The following is an 18,741-nucleotide window of genomic DNA, read 5'->3' as shown; positions in this document are numbered from 1 at the left end:
ATCGTGCGCGTAGACGCACGAGCTGTGTTACTGATTTTTGCCTGCCGTTCTACAACGATTTCAAGAAAGGAACAGACATGGCTGATCCGATTCGCTACAGCTTTGGCGCTGATGAACATCTGTTCGCCGAAGTCAGTGACAGTATGTCGCTGGAAGCATTTTTTACGGGGCTTGCGGTGACCCGTGCGGTCGAGCGTCTGGCGCTCGATGGTGTGCTGGACGTGTGTCTGGCCAACGCGTCATTTCAGATTCGTTTTGACCCGGACCGTATCGCACCGCATGCCTTGCTCGAGGCGGTAAGGGCGGCCGAGGCCGGTGCAGTCGCCGAACGTACCCTGCAGACCCGGATCATCGAGATCCCGGTGCTGTACAACGATCCGTGGACCCACGAAACCCTGATGCGCTTTCGTGACCGCCATCAGGACCCCGGTTCCACCGACCTGGAATACGCAGCACGCATCAATAATCTGGCGGATGTCGATGCCTTCATCGCGGCGCACAGCGGCGCGCCGTGGTTCGTTTCGATGGTCGGTTTTGTCGCCGGTCTGCCGTTCATGTTCCAGATGGTGGAACGCGAACGCCAGCTGCAAGTGCCCAAATACCTGCGTCCGCGCACTGATACCCCCAAGCTCACACTCGGTCACGGCGGCTGCTTCGGCTGTATCTATTCGGTACGCGGGGCGGGCGGTTATCAGATGTTTGGCGTCACTCCGGCGCCGATCTATGACCCGCAGCAGGGGTTGGCCTATCTGAAAGAGCACATGGTGTTTTTCCGGCCTGGCGACATCGTCCAGTTCAAACCGCTTGACCGGCAAGCTTATGACGAGGCTGTCGCAGAGGTGGAAGCCGGACGCTTCGATCTGCGCATCCGCCCGGTCGAGTTTTCACTGGATGCCTTTCTCGCCGATCCGGTGGGCTATCCCAAGTCGTTGCAGGAGGTGCTGGCATGATCAAGGTGCTCAAACCCGGTCTGGCCACCTCGGTTCAGGACCTCGGCCGCGAGGGCTATTACCACCTGGGCATACCGCCCTCCGGTGCGCTCGACCAGTACGCCCTCAGCGCCGCCAATCAGCTGGTCGGCAATCCGCCCGGCGCGGCGGGGCTTGAATGCACACTGCTGGGGCCGGAACTGGAGTTCCAGTGCGACACGTTGGCCGCGGTCTGCGGCGCGCACATGGCGGCGCGCCTCGACGGCGTGGAAATGCACCACGACACCGCCTTTGCGGTGAAGGCCGGGCAAGTGCTGCGCTTCGACTTCCCGAAGGACGGCGCGCGTACCTATCTGGCCGTCGCGGGCGGTATTGATGTGCCGCTGGTACTGGGCAGTCGTTCGACTTACACGCTGGGTGCGCTTGGCGGTTTTCAGGGGCGCCGACTGGCCGCTGATGACCTGCTGCCGATAGGCACGCCCAGCGGCAAGGGACGTGCCGGGGCCAGCCTGCCGATGGCCTTGCGCCAGTCTCTGGGCGGGGAAGTGTATCTGCGGGTCGTGCCGGGCCTGTATTACGAGCGTCTGACCGAATTTGCCGCCACCAGTTTTTTCTCCGAGCCCTGGAGCGTAGGGTCGGAAGCCGACCGCATCGGTTATCGCTTCAAGGGGGGCAGGGCGCTGACCTTCCAGCCCAGGGAGCAGCCCTTCGGCGCCGGTTCCGATCCGTCCAATATCGTCGACAGCTGCTACCCGATCGGTTCAATTCAGGTGCCTGCCGGGCTGGAACCGATTGTCTTGCACCGTGATGCCGTATCGGGCGGGGGCTACGCGATGATCGGCACGGTGATCAGCGCGGACCTGGATCTGATCGGTCAGATGCAACCCAATCAGACCGCCCGATTCGTGGCTGTAACGCTGGAGGAAGCGCTGGTGGCGCGCAAGTCATACAAGAAGAAGCTGGCGTGCCTGAGCAAACTGTTTCCTTCCTGAGACGGTCAGTCGGTTTGCCCGGACTCCAGGTGTGCCCGCATCTTCGCGCGGCACACCTCGAGTATTTCGTCCGCCAGCGGCGAGTCATCCGGGCAGCTGCGTGATAGCAGCAGCGCCCCCAGCGCATGGGCAAAGCGGTCGATGGTGTTTGCCCGCGCCTGTTTCCATTCTTCGCCGCCGGGTGCTGCCTGGTCGGGAGCAAGCGCTGCCAGCAGGTTCTCGATGCCGTCGGCGAAGGTTGCTTTGACCGGGTCCGACTGGCGCGCTGCATCGCCGCTCAGCGCGGCCATGGGGCAGCCCGTGCCAAGGTTGTCACGGTGCTCTCGGGACAGGTAATAATCGATGAACTGCGCTGGATCGATGCCGGTCGATTGCGCCACGGTCTGCGAGATGGCGCACGCCGCCGACTCGGCCATCAGGTCGGACTTTGAACCGAAATGCTTATAGAACCCGCCGTGGGTAAAGCCTGCCGCAGCCATCAGGTCGGCGACCCCGACACCGTCATAGCCATGCTCGCGAAACTGCACGGAGGCCGTCTCGACGATATGTGCCCGGTTGGCCTGGGCCTGGGCCTTGGTGACTCTCATAGGGGTCGCCTCTTTGCCTGTCTGATTGTGGCTTTCTGGGCCAGTAAGAGCGTGACTATAGCATTGATGCTGACCGTCATCAAAACCGCTGATCGTCAGGATGCTGACTGCAGGGAATGGCTGGCAAGCAACATGGATCTTCGCCTTCGCGTTGAAAGTGTTAGCGTGTTACCCGCGTTTTTCTTTGTAACAAGAAAGCTCAGACTAATCGCCAACCTGTTTATGGCACAAAAAGCCCCCAATGCTGATGGGCCGCTGGCCCTTCAGGAGAGAGCACCATGCATCGAACGAAAATTTCCGCCGCAATTGCCATCATTTCCGTAGCCACACTCGCCACTTCGCTGGCCTACGGCGCGACCGCCATTCCATTGCCTGCCAGTGCGCCTGCCGACAAACCGATCGGCAAGCTCGAACAGGTGCATGCCTTTTACGATGCGATGCCCACCGGTGTGACAGTCACTGAAACCGGGCGAATTTTCGTCAACTTCCCTCGTTGGGGTGACAAGGTGCCGTTTACGGTGGGTGAGATTCGTGACGGCAAAGTGGTTGCCTACCCCGATCTGGCGGTCAACAAGGAGAACCCCAAAGACCCTGGTGATGGGCTGATCAGCGTGCAGAGTGTGGTCGCCGACGGCAAGGGCCGTGTCTGGCTTCTGGACACGGCCGCACCGGGTTTTGCGTCTCCGCGTCCAGGCGGCGCCAAACTGGTTGCGGTGGACCTGGCCACCAACCGAATCGTCAAGCGCCTGGTGTTTCCGGATAACGTCATCTTGCCCGGCACTTATGTCAACGACATGCGCTTTGACTTGCGCAAGGGATCGGAGGGCACGGTCTATGTAACGGATTCATCCTTGAGCGGGCCGGGTGCGATCATTGTCATGGATATTGCCAGCGGTCACGCCGTGCGGCGCCTGAACGGGGCGCAGTCAACATCTGTCGATCCGGCTTTCGTACCCGTCGTCGAGGGCGTGGCCGTGCTGGGCGATGGCCCGAACGGAACGCGCAAACCGGTCGGCGTCGCTTCGGATGGCATTGCGTTGTCGGCAGACGGCAAGACACTGTATTTCTCGCCGTTGTCCAGCCGTCATCTGTATGCCGTGGCCACCGAGCTGTTGAATGACAGCAAGGTCAGTGAGCAGCAGTTGGCAGCGGCGGTGCAGGACCTCGGTGAAAAAGGCGCTTCGGATGGCCTGGAGGCTGATGCCAAAGGCGCCGTATACGCAGGCGACTACGAGCATAATTCGATTCGCAAGCGCCTGCCGGATGGCACCTGGCAAACAGTGGCACACGATCCGCGCATGCTCTGGCCTGACACCTTGTCGATCGGCCCGGATGGCTATCTGTACTTCATCGTCAACCAGTTGCACCGCCAGGCCAACTTCAACGCCGGCCACGACAAGCGCGAAAAACCCTACAGCCTGCTGCGTTTGAAAATAGACGCTGCGCCCGCACCGACCCATTGATCGAATCGAATACCGGAGCATCGATAATGAACACATCTGCAAAGCCAATGGCCTTGATGGCCGTCCTGAAAGCCAGTGCTGGCAAAGAGGCGGCCCTGAAACACGCATTATCGGCACTGGTGGAACCGACCCGGGCGGAGCCGGGCAATATCGAGTACACGCTGTTCGAGGCGCGTGATGAGCGCGGCACGTTCTACATGCGTGAATGCTTCAAGGATCAGGCAGCACTGGACGCCCATGTCGCCACGTCGCACTACCAGCAGTTCGCGGCGGTCAGCGGCGAGTTGCTGGCAGAGCCGCCGCGGTTGATATTTCTTGATCAGGTATCGAGCTGAGTGTCCAAAAGGGCCCAGTCAGTCCGGGCCCTTTCGCGGTGAGTCAGCACACCGTATTGAGCACCTTAGAAAATATTGATCGGGTAACTGACGATCACCCTATGCTCATCGGAATCGCGCTGGCTGGCGAATTCGGTGCGCAGTTGCGCGTGGCGCAGCGCGATGCTGAGGTTCTTTGCCGGACCGGACTGCACCACATAACTCAGAGTGACGTTGCGTTCCCATTCCTTCTTGTCGCCGTCGGATGTCTGGATGTTCGAACCGCTTTCATACATGGCCAGGAAGTTCAGCCCGGGAACGCCGAGCTTGGCGAAGTCATAGCCGTAACGGACCTGCCAGGTGCGTTCTCCGGCGCGCTGGAACTTGCCGATCATGGATTCGGTCATGAAGTAAGCGGTTGATCCATCGCCCTGATTCAACCATACCGCGTCGCTGTCACCGGTCACGGCCTGATAACCGGCAGCAAAGGTATGACCGTCGATGAGGTAGGTGAACTGGGCGCTGGACAGGCGGCTGTCGACTTCACCCTTGGTGACGCCGTTGCCGTAATAACCCACCGTGTAGAACGCCGGGTCGTGACCGTTTGCACCGTCCGAGCGGTTGTCGAAGTGGCGCAGGTCGGTGCGCAGGATGCCCGGACCCAGCTGCATGTCGTATTTAAGGCCCAGGAAGTTCTGCTTGTAGAAGTTTTCCAGGTTGCCATAGTAGTACTGCAAGGTCAGGTCTTTTGTCGGTTTGTAATCGACGCCCGCATAGTAGAACTTGTTGACGAACTCGCCGGTCAGCGGGTTGTTTGCACCCGGAATCGACATGCCCATCTGATTGGTCGAACCACGGCCCATGACATGCTCCAGCTGGCCTGCGGTGAAGGTGAAGTCCTTCAGGTCGCCAGACTGAATCTGCCCGCCACGAAAAGTCTGTTGCAACATGCGGTCAGTGGACATCACCACCGGCAGCATGGGCACCAGCGTACCGTATTTCAGTTCGGTCCTGGAGACGCGTGCCTTGAGCGTCGCGCCCAGGCTGCTGAACTCATCGACCGCGCGGCCATCGCTGTCCGTGGGGAAGATATTGCCGTTGAACGCCGTGCTTTGCGGGTTGTAGTGACGGCCTTTGCCCGAGTCCAGACGGATGCCCAACTGGCCCAGCGCATCGACGCCAAAGCCGACGGTGCCGGGCGTGTAGCCGGACTGGTAGTTGAGCATGAAGCCCTGGCCCCACTCCTGCGTGTAGTTCGGGTCGGCGGCGCCGCTGCGGTTGTCTGCGTTGCTGAAGAAGTTGCGCGCCAGAATACTGGCCTTGCTGTCTTCCAGAAAACCTTCGCCAAAGCTCTGCTGCGCGATCAGCAGGCCACAAAAGCCCGCAACGAAAGGGGTGGCGCGATTGATACGCTCCATCGGGTTCATCCTCATGCTGTCATTAAGTGTTGTGAGAGGCAGGGTCGGGCGGCAGTCAGGTTTCTTATTGTTTTTCAGGAACAGGTGTTGCAGATGAATCCGTTGCAGACGTTGCTGCATGGGATGCCTGATGAAGGGTGACGCGAGGCAGGCGGTGCAGAACCAGCAACGCGAGCACGCCCAGCCCGGCGCATGTCAGCAGCCCCGTGCCCACCGCCTGGGCGAGGGCGGTGCGCGCTATCAGCAGCGCCGCATCGACATTGGCAGGCGTGTGCTGCAGCAGAACCTGAGGGTCGGCCAGGCGCGGTAAGGCCGACGCCTGACCTGCTGCGTTCAGCGCACTTTGCAGATTGGCGACATACAGCACCTTGACCAGCACGCCCATGGCCGCTGTGCCCAGCAAACCGCCGACCAGTCGCAAGGACTGGGTCAGCGCCGTGGCAATGCCGAGAAATTGCCGCTCGGCGAGCGTCTGGGTGAACACGGTGAGGTTGAGCAGAATGAATCCAAGCCCCAACCCCGCCAGCAGAATCAGCCCCAGTAAGGTCATGAAGCCGGCGTGCAGTCCGACCAGTGCCAAGGCGATGCAGGCAACCGACAGTGCAATGAATCCGCCAATAGGTAACCAATTGGGGTTTGTCAGACGCGTGACGATACGACTGTTGACGATGGCGCCCAGGGTGATGCTCAGCGCCAGTGGGGTAAGCAGTAACCCTGCGTCTTTTGGCGAGTAGCCGTAGCTGCCCTGCAACAGCAGCGGCAGGTAGAACAGAAGGGTGAACATGATGGCGCCGGCCAACAGCGACATGATGAACAGCAGGCGGATGCTGCGGTTGGCGAACAGCCCGGCGGGCAGCAAGGCAAAGGCACAGCGGCGCTCGTGGAACCACAGGCCGAGCATGGCAGCGAGGGTCACGGCGCCACATGTCAGGCTGACGGACAGAGAACGCTGGCCCAGCCATTCGACGAACAGTTGCAGGCTGCCCAGCGTCAGGACGATCAATAAAGCCCCGAGCCAGTCGAGCCTGATCGCACCGTCAGAATGGGGTCGATAGCCTTGCGGGCGATACCACGGCAAAAAGCGCCAGGCAAAAAACAAGGCAATCACGCCCAGGGGCAGGTTCAACCAAAACACCGAACGCCAGCCAAACTCGCCGGACAGATAACCGCCCAACCCCGGGCCGATGGCATTGACCACGCTGAACATGGCGCTCAGCAACACCTGCCAGCGCAACCGCTGGCGGGTGTCGGGAAACAGCTCGGGCACACAGGCAAAGGCAGTACCGATCAACATACCGCCGCCCACACCTTGCAAGGCTCGCCCGATCACCAGTACCAACATGCTGTCTGCCAGTGCGCAGAGCAGCGAGGCCAGCGTGAAGATGACTGTTGCGGCCAGCACGAACGGTTTGCGCCCGTAAAAATCGCCCAGCCGGCCAAAGATCGGGATGGTCACGATAGAGGCCAGCAGGTAGCCGGTGGCGACCCAGGCGTACAACTCGAAACCGTTGAGCTCGGCGACGATGCTTGGCAATGCGTTGCCGATGACGGTCTGATCCAGCGCGGAAAGGCCCAGTACCAGTGATATGCCGAGCATGGCCAACAAGGCCTGTTTAAAGGTCAGGGCCGGATGGCTCGGCGTCGTCATGTTGAGGTGCTCAGCGCAACGCAGCGACAGCAGTCGCAATGCGTGTGCAACCGGTTTCAAGGGTTTCCAGGGCAGTCGCCGTAGACATCCGGAAAAACGGTGCCAGGCCATAGGCGGTGCCTGCGACAACGGCAACGCCCTGACTTTCCAGCAGGTACAGAACCACGTCCGTATCGGCTTCCAGTACCGAGCCTGACGGTGTGGTTTTGCCGATCAGCGCGCCGCAATTGACGTACAGATAGAACGCGCCTTCGGGCTTGATGCAGCTCAGGCCGTCAATCGCGTTGATCAGTTCCAGGCAACGATCGCGGCGCTGTCTGTAGACCTTGACGCTGTCGCCGACAAAAGACTGGTCGCCGGTCAGGGCGGCCACCGCAGCGGCCTGGCTCACCGAGCAGGCGTTGCTGGTGGACTGTGATTGCAGGGTGGCCATCGCGTTGATGATATCGCCGGGGCCTGCTGCGTAGCCGATGCGCCAGCCGGTCATGGCGTAGGTTTTCGACACGCCGTTGATGATCAGCACGCGTTCGCGCAGCGCTGGCTCGACAGTGAGCAGGTGGCTGAGCGGAGCGTCGTCGTAGCGAATGTGCTCGTAAATGTCGTCGGTCATGACCAGCACGTCCGGGTAGTCGAGCAGTACGTCGGCCAGCGCGCGCCATTCGGATGCGCTGTAGGTGGCACCGGTCGGGTTGCTCGGCGAATTGAGCAGCAGCCAGCGGGTGCGCGGCGTGATCGCGTTGCGCAGCTGCGCGGCAGTCAGCTTGAACTGGTTTTCCTCCGGGCAGGCCAGGGTCACTGGACGACCGTCGCAGGCCAGGACCATGTCCGGGTAAGACACCCAGTAAGGCGCGGGGATCAGCACTTCATCGTCGACACTCAATGTCGCCGCGAATGCATTGAAAATCGCGGCCTTGGCACCGCTGGTCACCACGATCTGGCCGGGCGCGTAAGCAAGGCCGTTTTCACGCTGCAGTTTGGCGGCGATTGCCTCGCGCAGCGCCGTGGTGCCAGCGTTGAGCGTGTAGCGTGTTTCACCGTTCTCGATGGCGGCACAGGCGGCCTGACGAATGTGCGCCGGTGTGTCGAAGTCCGGCTCGCCAACCACCAGATTGATGATCGATTTGCCTGCGCGCCGCAGTTCATTGGCCCGATCGGCAGCAGCGCTGCTTGGCGACGGTTTGATGCGGAGCACGCGGGCAGCGATGCGAGATGCGGTCACGTTGGCATTCCTCGTTGATGGCCTTGACGGGGAATACGTTACGAGCCAGAGCAGCGAGCGCCATAAGACCATTTCGTTCTGGGTTGATAGGCAGCGCTTATGACCGCAGATGAACCGGCGTCGCACCAAAAGCGGGCGTGCAATGGTTGCAGGGGGATCAGCGCCTGGCGAGCCCGTTCAGCGAGAGCTGACATAGCAATTGCTTATGCCTGGTTTTTCCAGAGCTGGCCTGGGTCTTGCTGAAGCCCGTGTGTCGTGACTCTGGAGTGCAGCACCTTGAACCTTCGCCGTTTGAAATATTTCGTGAAAATTGTCGATATCGGCAGCCTGACTCAGGCCGCCGATGTGCTGCACATCGCACAACCTGCGCTGAGTCAGCAGTTGGTGACGCTGGAGGCCGAGTTGCAGCAACAGTTGTTGATCCGCACCAAGCGCGGCGTCACCCCGACCGAGGCGGGCAAGGTGCTGTACGGGCATGCTCAGGTGATTCTGCGCCAGTGCGAGCAGGCACAGAGTGACGTCAACGCCAGTGGTCTGGCGTTATCGGGGCCGGTGTCGGTAGGGCTGGCACCCGGCACTGCCGCTTCGACCCTGTCGCTGCCATTGCTCAAATGCGTACGCGAGCGTCATCCGGGCATTCTGCTGTACCTCAATGAGAACTTTGGCACCACCCTCAGTGAGTTGATCATGAACGGGCGTATGGACATGGCCGTTCTTTATGGCGGACGCGAGGTACATGGCTTGAGTTTTGTGCCCTTGATACGCGAGCAGCTGTACCTGGTGAGTGCCGAAGAGGCGCTTCAGGGTCGCGAGGAAATTCCGCTCAGGGAACTGGCCGATATCGACCTGCTGTTGCCGCGCACCTACAACACTGTCCGTCGTCTGGTGGACGAGGCATTTGTGCGTATCGAGCACAGTGCCCGGGTGGTGGCAGAAGTCGAATCTTCGACGACGCTGGCCGCGGCAGTCGCCGATCGATTCGGCTCGACCATTCTTCCCGAATCTGCAGCGCGGGTGCTGGCAGACACGCATGCGGTCAACCTGAGCCGCATTGTCGAACCCGAGATCGAAGCCCCTCTCGCGCTGTGCCTCTCCGGGCACTTGCCGCTGTCGGTGCCGGCCCAGGCGGTCAAGGCGATCCTTCTGGAACTGGTCGCAGAAATGCGCGGCAACCGCCGCGCGCAGTGATTCCGACGTCATAAGGGGCGCTTATCACCCCACAGTCAAACCGTCTTGGCGGTCAAAAACCTGCCTCGTTACATTGCCCTCAGCCACATTTCATTTGCCAGGCAAGGGCTCTTGCATGAATCCGGAACGTATCAAAGCACTTATCGACCTGATGGCCGAATCGGACCTGAGCGAACTCAGCCTGTGTGAAGGCGACGCGCAGCTGCGTTTGCTGCGCGAGCCCGCTCAGGTCGCCAACCGCGTCAATCCGGCTGTTGCGACAGTGCAGACGAAGCCCGCAGCGCGCACTGTTTCTGCGACTCAGACAAGTACGACGACCGCCGTACAACAGACACAGGCGTGCGCCTCGCTGTACGGGGTGTTGCACCTGACCCCAGCACCCGACCAGCCGCCTTTTGTCGAGATCGGTACGTCCGTCGAGGTGGGGCAGACCCTGGCCGTGGTCGAGGCCATGAAGATGTTTCATCCGGTGAAGGCTGAGGCGGCAGGGGTGGTGACTGCCATTCTGGTTGCCAATGGCGAAGAGGTTCAGGCCGGTCAGGCGCTGTTCAGCATTGCGTGAGGGTCTTGAGCTGCCTTGCAGGCCGTCTTGCGGGTTCACCGATCAGGGGTTTTTGATGTTCGATAAAGTATTGATCGCCAATCGCGGCGAAATCGCCCTGCGCATCCAGCGCGCCTGCAAGGGCCTAGGCCTGCGCACGGTAGCGGTGTATTCCGAAGCGGATCGCGATGCCGGTTATGTACAACAGGCTGACGAAGCGCTGTGCATCGGTCCCGCCGCAGCGGCGCAGAGCTATCTGAATCAGGCGGCCGTGCTCTATGCCGCGCAACTGACCGGTGCTCAGGCGATCCATCCCGGTTATGGCTTTCTGTCTGAAAATGCCATGTTCGCCGAACGCATCGAGCAGGCTGGCCTGACCTTCATCGGCCCCAGTGCTGCGTGCATACGGGTCATGGGCGACAAGGTCGCTGCCAAGCGGGCGATGCGCGAAGCCGGCGTGCCGTGCGTACCCGGTCCGGATACCAGCATGCCGGCCGACCCGCAGAGCATTCTGCAGATCGCTCGCGACATCGGTTACCCGGTCATCGTCAAGGCCGCAGGCGGCGGCGGAGGGCGGGGCATGCGTGTGGTTCAGGAAGAGTCTCGTCTGCTCGATGCGATTGCGCTGACCCGCGAAGAAGCCCGACACGCGTTCGGCAATCCCGAGTTGTATATCGAGAAGTTTCTGGGCCAGCCGCGCCATGTCGAGATTCAGGTGTTGTGCGATGCCTATGGCAATGCTGTCTGGCTCGGCTCACGGGATTGCTCGATGCAGCGCCGCCACCAGAAGGTGCTTGAGGAGGCGCCTGCACCCGGCATCGACGCAGCATTGATGGCCAGGGTGGGCGAGCGTTGCGCACATGCTTGCCGCCAGATCGGCTATCAGGGCGTCGGCACGTTCGAGTTCCTCTTCGAAAAGGACGAGTTCTATTTCATCGAGATGAACACCCGCCTGCAGGTCGAGCACCCGGTAACGGAAATGACCTCCGGCATCGACATTGTCCAGCAGCAGATCCGCATGGCGATGGGCGAGCGCCTGAGCTTCAGTCAGGCCGACGTAACGGTCTCGGGCCATTCGCTGGAGTGCCGGATCAACGCCGAGGACCCGCGCAGCTTCATGCCGACGCCGGGCCAGGTCACCCGCTGGCAGATCCCCGGTGGTTTCGGCGTGCGGGTCGATTCGCATGTCAGCCACGGCTACCGCGTTCCGCCTTATTACGATTCGATGGTGGCCAAGGTCATCACTCATGGTGCCAGTCGCGATGAGGCGTTGGCACGCATGCGTCTGGCACTGAGCGAAATGCACGTCGAGGGCATCTCTACCAACATCGCGCTGCATCGCGACATTCTGCAGGACCCGGTGTTCTGCAAGGGTGGCATGGACATTCATCACCTGGAGCGCTGGTTGCAGACAAGGAGCCACCCATGAGTCTCGTGCAGGCGCCGAATGCGCCAAGAATCACCTTGCTGGGAACCACCGCGTTGCTGTTCGAAGCACCCGGCGAGCTCGACCTGGCACCGCAGCAACGCATATGGGCACTGGCCCGTCTGAGCAAGGACTGGCCGCAGGTACGCGAGGCGGTGCCGGGGATGAACAACCTGATGCTGACCTTCGCGGCGCCACCGCGGGACCTGGCCGGTCTGAAAACCCGTTTGCTGGAGACCTGGGAGCAGTGCCAGCCGCTGCCGTTGCAGGGCCGGATCATTGAATTGCCGGTGGTATACGGCGGTGACGGCGGACCGCACATGGCTGATGTCATCGCCCATACCGGGCTGGATATCGAAACCATCGCCAATCTGCACTGTGAGCCGTTGTACCCGGTGTACGCCCTGGGCAGCCATCCGGGTTATTGCTACCTGGGCGGCATGGATCGGCGCCTGGCAACGCCGCGGCGCAAGGTGCCGGTACTCGATATCGGGGCCGGGTCGGTCTCCATCGGTGGCGTTCAGACGGGTATTTCCGCGTCGGCCGGCCCCAGTGGCTGGAACACCATAGGACGCACGGAAATGGTGTTTTTCGATGCGGGTCAGCAGCCTCCGGCGCTGTTGCAACCCGGCGATCAACTGCGCTTGCGTATCGAGAGGATCATCCGATGATCGAAGTTATCAGCGCTACGGCACTGGCGACCGTTCAGGATCTGGGGCGGCTCGGCAGCCTCGGCTACGGCGTCGGCACGTCTGGCGCGATGGACACGCTGTCACTGCGGCTCGGCAACCTGTTGCTGGGCAACGATGAAGACGCGGCGGGGATTGAAATTCCGCTGTTCCCGTTCGAAGTGCGCTTTGTCGATGACTGCACCTTCGCGATCACCGGCGCCGCCTGCGCTGCGTCGCTCGATGGTGAGCGGCTGCCAGGCAATTGGGTCGCTCAGGCACGCAAGAATCAGGTGTTGCGGCTCAATTACCCGACGATTGGCAGCCGCGTGTATCTGTGTCTGGCCGGCGGCGTCGACGTGCCGTTGGTGCTGGGCTCGCGCAGCACGCAATTGCGCGGCGCTTTTGGTGGCTGGCAGGGCCGTGCGTTGCAGCAGGGTGATGTGATTCCTGCGGGCGCTGTCAACGAACTGCGTGCCAGTGATTTCGGGGTGCAATCGTCGGTGGCGGCCTTGCCGTTGTTGCTTGACGGGCTGCCGGCCATCCGCGTGCTGCCGGCTGCCGAATTCGACTGTTTCAGTGCCGAGGCGCAAGCAACGTTTTTTGCCGATGAGTGGAAAATCACCACGCAGAGCAACCGTTACGGCTACCGCATGGAGGGCACGCCCTTGCTTGCGCGCGAGACGCTGGAAATCCGCTCTCATGGCATCGTGCCTGGCGTGATTCAGGTGCCCCACGGCGGACAGCCGATCGTGCAGATGCGGGATGCCCAGCCCAGTGGCGGTTATCCCAAGTTTGCCACAGTCATCGAGGCCGATCTGTGGCGTCTTGGCCAGGCGCCGATCGGCAGCAAGGTCCGTTTTGTGCAGTGCAGCTACGACGAAGCGGTCGACGCGCTGGACACCAATCACGCTTTCATCGAAGACGCCCGGCGCGTGCTCGCGCTGCGCAGCCTGCAGGGACATCGCTGATGAACATCAAAGAGATTCGCCAGCTGGCAGCGTGTATTCGGGACGCCGGCATTACTGTGCTGGAGTTGAGGCAGCCGGGGTTCGAGCTGTTGATCCGCCGCGGCAAGCCTGTACAGGCCTGCGCTGTGCCCTCTGCGCCTCAGGTCGCCGTTGAACCGTCGGCGCTGACTGCCCATGTGGTGAGTGCCGACAACCCCGGCGTGTTTGTATCGAGTCATCCCGATGAACGCAGCAGCTACGTAAAACCCGGCGATGCAGTGGCTGTGGGGCAGTTGCTGGGGCTGTTGCGTATCGGCCTGTTGTATCTGCCGGTGCGCAGTCATCAGGCAGGGCGCGTACTGCGCTTCCTGGCCGCCGAAAACGAGCGCGTCGGTTATGGCCAGCCGCTGATTGAACTGGAGGAACTTGATCATGCGCATTGATCTGAATGCTGATCTGGGTGAGGGCTTCGGGCCCTGGACCATGGGCGAGGACGAGGTCTTGATGCCATTGATCTCCTCGGCCAACGTGGCGTGCGGCTTTCATGCCGGGGATCCGCTGATCATGGACAGCACAGTGCGCCGCGCCAAGGCGCTGGGCATTGATCTCGGTGCGCATGTCGGCTTTCCGGATCTGCAGGGGTTCGGCCGCCGCAGAATGAACATCGAGCTCAAGGAGTTGTGCGCCATTGTGGTGTATCAACTCGGCGCTCTGGCGGGCCTTGCAGCCGCTGCCGGTTACCGCGTCACGCACATGAGTTTTCACGGGGCGCTGGGCAATATGGCTGCGGCCGATGCCGAACTGGCCGGGCCTTTGGTAAGGGCTGTTGCAGGTTTTGACCCGCAGCTGATCATCAGCTCATCCAGCAGCGCGGCCATCGAGCAGGCCGCCGAGGCGTGCAACCTGAGGGTGGCAACGACCTTTCTGGCTGATCGCGCCTATGACGAAAACTGCCTGCTGGTGCCGCGAGGTACGCCCGGTGCGGTGATCAAAGACCCGGAGCAGATCAGGGCCAGGGTTGCGCAACTGTTGCAGGACGGCTCGGTAACGACCCTGAGCGGCAAGCGTGTGGCGGTCAACGCCCAGTCGATTCTGTTGCATGGCGACACGCCGGGGGCGGTGGAACTGGCGCGCAGCATTCGCCGGAGCATCGAAGAGCAGGGCGGTGTCATCACCCCGGTTTCACAGTTGCTCGGGTCATAAGCGCAGCTTATTGCCACACAACCATTGTGTCTTGGTCGCTGCCCATGACGCTCGTTAAAGTCCAGTACAAGGCGATCAGCATTAACAGCCAAGCGGCTGATCGACGCTTATTCAAGGAAACCCTGACATGCCTTTTTCCGATTATAAAACCGCGCTGGTCACCGGCGCTTCTTCCGGCATTGGCGAGGCCGTCGTCGAGCGGCTGTGTGCCGAAGGTTTGCAGGTCCATGCGCTGGCGCGCAGTGCAGACAAGCTGGCGGCACTGGCGCAGCGCACCGGTTGTATCGCGCACGCTATCGACGTGACTGATCTGGCTGGCCTGACGGCCTTGTTTCAGGCCCATCATTTCGATGTCGTGGTCAACAATGCCGGCGTCGACCGGCCCGGCTCGCTGCTCAAGGCGGACGCTGAAGGGATCGATCTGCTGGTCGATGTGAACCTCCGCGCAGTATTGCAGATTGCCAGGCTCTCGTTGCCGGGGATGGTCGAGCGTGATTGCGGGCACATCATCAATATCAGTTCGATCGCTGCTGCCTACAACTTCGGTGGCAACTCGACGTACCACGCGACCAAGGCTGCGGTAAGCATGCTGTCCCGTCAGTTGCGCATCGATGCCTTCGGCAAGCGCGTGCGGGTCACCGAAATCTGCCCGGGGCGCGTGGCGACGGATATCTTCGCTCACGTGCATGGCGACTCCGAGGAAGTGCGCAAGCGTTTCATCGAGGGCTATGAGCTGCCGGTGGCCAAGGACATTGCCGATGCGATCGCCTATGTGATTGCCGCGCCCATCGCGGTCAACATCGGGCATATGGAAATCACCCCGACGCTGCAGGTGCCCGGCGGTCTGTCGACTGCGCGTCCGCAGGACTACGAAGGCTGAGGCTGCGTCTGCAAGGGCTGTCCCCCATCACGAGAGCGGCATCAGCCGCCATGTCATACCCGCGCCAGACCCGCTGGCGCCTTGCTTCTGCCCTGGCTGAATGTCTATGGGAACAACCATGACGAGTAAATTCGATCTTTCAGCGATCCTGCAGGGCGAGTACGCCGAGCTGATCGTCAAGGGCATAGAAACGACCCTGCAACTGGCATTCGTTGCCTGGTGTCTGGCCATGGCGGTGGCCCTGCTGCTGGTGTCGATTCGCCTGACCGGCAACAAGTACGCCGAGCGCCTGGTGGCGGGTTATGTGTCCTATCACCGCAATGTGCCGACGCTGGTGCAACTGATGCTCTGGTATTTCGGCATTCCCACGCTGCTGTCCGAAAACACACAGATCTGGCTGGCCAACTACAGCACCGAGTACCTGTTTTCGGTCATCGCCCTGGGCCTTTGCCAGGCGGCGTATTTCAGTGAAGACATTCGCAGTGGGTTACGCGCGATTCCGGCCGGGCAAGTCGAGGCGTCGCGCGCGCTGGGCCTGGGTTATGTGCGCTCGATGCGTTACGTGATCCTGCCGCAAGGGGTTCGCAACTGCCTGCCGTCGCTGATCAATCACACGGTCCTGCTGTTCAAGAACACCAGTCTGGTCATGGCCATCGGCGTGGTTGAGCTGACTTATGCCACCCGCGAAGTCGAGAACTACACCTTCCGCACCTTCGAAGCGTATCTGGTCGCAACCGTGGTCTACCTGGCCATTTCATTGATGCTGATGGGCCTGGGTGCTGTGCTGGCCAGGCAATTCAGCAAAGCCATGGCGAGGTAGGCGGCGATGTTTGATGTCTTCACGATTGTTCGCGATAACTGGACCTTGCTGCTGGTCGGTCAATACCCCCACGGTCCGATGGGCGGCCTGATTTCGACGCTGATGCTGGCGGCGCTGGCCCTGTTGCTGGCCTTTCCTCTAGGGCTACTGTTGTCGCTGGCGCGGGTTTCGCCGTGGCGCTGGCTGCGCTACCCGGCGACGGTCTGGGTCTACGTGATGCGCGGCATTCCGCTGCTGATGGTGATTTTCTGGACCTACTTTCTGGTCCCCTTGCTGATTGGCCATAACATCACCGGTTTCACCACCATGCTCTGCACGCTGGTGGTCTATCAGAGCGCCTACCTGTGCGAAATCATCCGCGGCGCTATTCAGGCGCTGCCGACCGGTCAATACGAAGCCTCCCGCGCACTGGGCATGGGCTACCTGCACACCACGGTCTGGGTGATCCTGCCGCAGGCGCTGTACAACGCCTTGCCGAGTCTGATCAGCCAGTTCATTTCGATCATCAAGGAAACGTCGCTGGGCTACGTGATCAACGTCCAGGAAGTGACCTTTGCCGCCAATCAGATCAATAACCAGCTGCTGACCAAGCCGTTTCAGGTGTTCTTCATCCTGGCGATCACTTACTACGTGCTGTGCTACGGCCTGACCCGTCTCGCCGCCGTGGTGGAGCAGCGGATTGCCCGCAAACGTGAAGGCGATGTATCGCCTGTGCCCGTTCCCCGGCCTTTGACTACCGATAATTGAGGGTTGCCCAATGCATCCGATGATCATGTTTTCCAGGATCAATAAATGGTATGGCGAGTACCAGGCCCTGACCGATATCACCGCCGAGGTGCAGCGCGGCGAAGTGGTAGTGCTGTGCGGGCCCTCAGGCTCGGGCAAGTCGACACTGATCCGCACCGTCAATCGTCTTGAGGACGTGCAAGAAGGCCAGATTCTGTTTGACGGCCGTGACGTGAACGGCACCGACGCCAACGTCAATCGGCTGCGCAGCCGCGTGGGTTTCGTGTTCCAGAGCTTCAATCTGTTTCCGCACTTGTCGGTGCTCGACAACATCATCCTGACCCCGACCAAGGTCCGTGGCTTGAAGAGCAGTGAAGCGCGCGCCCGCGCCATGGAGTTGCTGGATCGGGTGGGGCTGGCACACAAGGCCGGTGCCTACCCCGCACAGTTGTCCGGTGGCCAGCAGCAGCGTGTGGCGATTGCTCGCGCGCTGGCGATGGAGCCGCCCGTCATGCTGTTTGACGAGCCCACCAGCGCTCTTGACCCGGAAATGGTCGGCGAGGTGCTCGGCGTCATGAAAGGCCTGGCCAAAGAGGGCATGACCATGATGTGCGTCACCCACGAGATGAATTTTGCCCGGGAAGTGGCCGACACCATCTGGTTCATGGATGCGGGGCAGATCCTCGAAAAATCCAGCCCTGAGGTGTTCTTTCAGCAACCGACCCATCCGCGTGCCCAGCGCTTCATTGCCGACCTGCGCAGCCATTGAGCGCAGGCACTGATTTCAGCGAATCACTCAATTCATTTCCAGGAGTCTCACCATGCGTATCAAGTCTGTACTGGCTGCACTGGCGTTGTCGCCGCTGGCTGTTTCGGTGGTCCATGCTGATCAGCTCAGCGATGTGATGAGCAAGAAAAGCCTGAGCTGTGGCGTGTATGCCGACGTTCCGCCGTTCTCGGCACCGGACCCTCAAACCCGCGAACTGGTGGGCATGGACGTCGATCTTTGCAAAGCCCTGGCCAAACACATGGGCGTGGAGCTGGAACTCAAGCCACTGTCGGTCGAAGCACGTATCCCGGAAGTCAAAATGGGCCGCGTGGATGTGATTTTCGCCAACCTGGCTTACACCAAGAGCCGTGCCGACCAGATCCAGTTCAGCGACCCTTACTACATCGCCAAGGAAACACTGGTAGTCCGTGCCGCGAATGCCGATCAACCGAAATCGTTCTTCAAGGGCAAACGCATCAGTTCGACCAAAGGCTCTACCTCCGAGCAGTCGATCCGTCTGGCTGACGCGACGCCAGTGACCTTCCAGGACACCGGCTCTGCCTACATGGCACTGCAACAGAACAAGGTGGTGGGTCTGGTGACCAACACCATGACCGCAATCAAGCTGGTAGGGCAGGCCAAGGCCGGCGGCGTGGAATTGGCCATTGCCAAGGAACCGATGGCGCTTGAGCCCATCGGTGCCGGCATGCGCCAGGGCGAACCTGCCTTTCTGGCGAAGGTCAACGAATCGCTGCGCGCAATGGAAGCCGCAGGTGAGATCGACGCGATCTGGGCGCACTGGATCGGCCCGAATACCGAATACAAGATGGTTCGCGAAGACAAGGTACAAAGCCTCAGCGAATTGAAATTCGACCCGTTGCCTTGAGCAAGGGCATGAAGCCGACCAAACGGTCGGCTTCATGCCGCACGGCACCATCGCATCTTGATCAGATCTTGATATTTCCTTGATGGTTTATTAATAGCCGAGGTTCAGAGTCCG

General features: G+C 61.1%; 20 protein-coding genes. 16 read left to right on the top strand and 4 right to left on the bottom strand.

Annotation, left to right across the window (positions count from 1 at the left end; all coding sequences use genetic code 11):
* Nucleotides 1–77: 77 nt before the first annotated feature.
* Complete coding sequence (locus BT119_RS12715) at nt 78–950, top strand: 5-oxoprolinase subunit B family protein (protein ID WP_003435393.1); 873 nt, start codon at nt 78–80, stop codon at nt 948–950.
* Entirely contained in the window at nt 947–1,921 is a 975-nt protein-coding gene (locus BT119_RS12710; protein ID WP_003435392.1) for a 5-oxoprolinase subunit C family protein, read from the top strand. Before BT119_RS12715 ends, BT119_RS12710 begins: the two co-directional genes overlap by 4 nt.
* Before the next feature lie 5 nt (nt 1,922–1,926).
* Here BT119_RS12710 and BT119_RS12705 read toward each other — a convergent pair whose 3' ends face one another.
* On the bottom strand, nt 1,927–2,508 hold the full coding sequence (locus BT119_RS12705; RefSeq protein ID WP_072365868.1) for a TetR/AcrR family transcriptional regulator: 582 nt from the start codon (nt 2,506–2,508) through the stop codon (nt 1,927–1,929).
* A 278-nt stretch (nt 2,509–2,786) separates the two neighbouring features.
* On the opposite strand from BT119_RS12705, the gene BT119_RS12700 reads away from it, so the two are divergent.
* Together BT119_RS12700 and BT119_RS12695 are read left to right on the top strand one after the other, a co-directional pair.
* The gene (locus tag BT119_RS12700) at nt 2,787–3,971 is read left to right on the top strand and encodes an L-dopachrome tautomerase-related protein (protein WP_058396891.1); all 1,185 of its coding nucleotides are present in this window, start codon (nt 2,787–2,789) and stop codon (nt 3,969–3,971) included.
* A gap of 26 nt (nt 3,972–3,997) precedes the next feature.
* Nucleotides 3,998–4,306 (top strand): putative quinol monooxygenase, encoded by a 309-nt coding sequence (locus tag BT119_RS12695; protein ID WP_003370828.1) that lies wholly within the window; start codon nt 3,998–4,000, stop codon nt 4,304–4,306.
* A 65-nt stretch (nt 4,307–4,371) separates the two neighbouring features.
* Here BT119_RS12695 and BT119_RS12690 read toward each other — a convergent pair whose 3' ends face one another.
* The 3 genes from BT119_RS12690 to BT119_RS12680 all read right to left on the bottom strand — a co-directional run bounded on the left by BT119_RS12690 (nt 4,372) and on the right by BT119_RS12680 (nt 8,570).
* Complete coding sequence (locus tag BT119_RS12690; RefSeq protein ID WP_072365866.1) at nt 4,372–5,703, bottom strand: OprD family porin; 1,332 nt, start codon at nt 5,701–5,703, stop codon at nt 4,372–4,374.
* Nucleotides 5,704–5,767: 64 nt separating this feature from the next.
* A complete protein-coding gene (locus BT119_RS12685; protein ID WP_175550582.1) occupies nt 5,768–7,390 on the bottom strand; it encodes an MFS transporter in 1,623 nt (540 codons plus the stop codon).
* A complete protein-coding gene (locus BT119_RS12680) occupies nt 7,362–8,570 on the bottom strand; it encodes an aspartate transaminase (protein ID WP_003435387.1) in 1,209 nt (402 codons plus the stop codon). The genes BT119_RS12685 and BT119_RS12680 overlap by 29 nt, the downstream gene beginning before the upstream one ends.
* 276 nt (nt 8,571–8,846) lie before the next feature.
* Here BT119_RS12680 and nac point away from each other — a divergent pair, with 276 nt between their 5' ends.
* The 12 genes from nac (at nt 8,847) to BT119_RS12620 (ending at nt 18,627) form a co-directional block, all read left to right on the top strand.
* Complete coding sequence (gene nac / locus BT119_RS12675) at nt 8,847–9,758, top strand: nitrogen assimilation transcriptional regulator NAC (RefSeq protein ID WP_072365864.1); 912 nt, start codon at nt 8,847–8,849, stop codon at nt 9,756–9,758.
* Nucleotides 9,759–9,873: 115 nt separating this feature from the next.
* Nucleotides 9,874–10,320 carry an acetyl-CoA carboxylase biotin carboxyl carrier protein gene (locus tag BT119_RS12670; RefSeq protein ID WP_046719371.1) on the top strand — a complete coding sequence of 149 codons (447 nt, stop codon included), beginning with the start codon at nt 9,874–9,876 and terminating at the stop codon, nt 10,318–10,320.
* 55 nt (nt 10,321–10,375) lie between these two features.
* The gene (gene accC, locus BT119_RS12665) at nt 10,376–11,728 is read left to right on the top strand and encodes an acetyl-CoA carboxylase biotin carboxylase subunit (RefSeq protein ID WP_072365862.1); all 1,353 of its coding nucleotides are present in this window, start codon (nt 10,376–10,378) and stop codon (nt 11,726–11,728) included.
* Nucleotides 11,725–12,396, top strand: a complete 672-nt coding sequence (gene pxpB, locus BT119_RS12660) for a 5-oxoprolinase subunit PxpB (RefSeq protein ID WP_054080950.1) — start codon at nt 11,725–11,727, stop codon at nt 12,394–12,396. The genes accC and pxpB overlap by 4 nt, the downstream gene beginning before the upstream one ends.
* A complete protein-coding gene (locus BT119_RS12655; RefSeq protein ID WP_072365860.1) occupies nt 12,393–13,364 on the top strand; it encodes a 5-oxoprolinase subunit C family protein in 972 nt (323 codons plus the stop codon). Before pxpB ends, BT119_RS12655 begins: the two co-directional genes overlap by 4 nt.
* A complete protein-coding gene (locus BT119_RS12650) occupies nt 13,364–13,786 on the top strand; it encodes a biotin/lipoyl-containing protein (protein WP_054080948.1) in 423 nt (140 codons plus the stop codon). The genes BT119_RS12655 and BT119_RS12650 overlap by 1 nt, the downstream gene beginning before the upstream one ends.
* Entirely contained in the window at nt 13,776–14,546 is a 771-nt protein-coding gene (locus BT119_RS12645) for a LamB/YcsF family protein (RefSeq protein WP_072365858.1), read from the top strand. Before BT119_RS12650 ends, BT119_RS12645 begins: the two co-directional genes overlap by 11 nt.
* Before the next feature lie 127 nt (nt 14,547–14,673).
* On the top strand, nt 14,674–15,426 hold the full coding sequence (locus BT119_RS12640; RefSeq protein WP_003370854.1) for an SDR family oxidoreductase: 753 nt from the start codon (nt 14,674–14,676) through the stop codon (nt 15,424–15,426).
* 118 nt (nt 15,427–15,544) lie between these two features.
* Nucleotides 15,545–16,246: an amino acid ABC transporter permease gene (locus BT119_RS12635; protein ID WP_003370856.1), complete on the top strand. Its 702-nt coding sequence runs from the start codon at nt 15,545–15,547 to the stop codon at nt 16,244–16,246.
* Nucleotides 16,247–16,252: 6 nt separating this feature from the next.
* The gene (locus BT119_RS12630) at nt 16,253–16,993 is read left to right on the top strand and encodes an amino acid ABC transporter permease (RefSeq protein WP_072365856.1); all 741 of its coding nucleotides are present in this window, start codon (nt 16,253–16,255) and stop codon (nt 16,991–16,993) included.
* 19 nt (nt 16,994–17,012) lie between these two features.
* Complete coding sequence (locus BT119_RS12625) at nt 17,013–17,741, top strand: amino acid ABC transporter ATP-binding protein (RefSeq protein ID WP_172831865.1); 729 nt, start codon at nt 17,013–17,015, stop codon at nt 17,739–17,741.
* A 52-nt stretch (nt 17,742–17,793) separates the two neighbouring features.
* A complete protein-coding gene (locus BT119_RS12620) occupies nt 17,794–18,627 on the top strand; it encodes an ABC transporter substrate-binding protein (RefSeq protein ID WP_058396896.1) in 834 nt (277 codons plus the stop codon).
* Nucleotides 18,628–18,741 lie beyond the last annotated feature (114 nt).

The sequence above is a fragment of the Pseudomonas sp. NFACC10-1 genome, assembly GCF_900119195.1.
Classification (GTDB): Bacteria; Pseudomonadota; Gammaproteobacteria; order Pseudomonadales; family Pseudomonadaceae; genus Aquipseudomonas; species Aquipseudomonas cerasi.
Note: the sequence above shows the minus strand (reverse complement) of the source record. Positions and strands in the feature narration are given on the sequence as shown.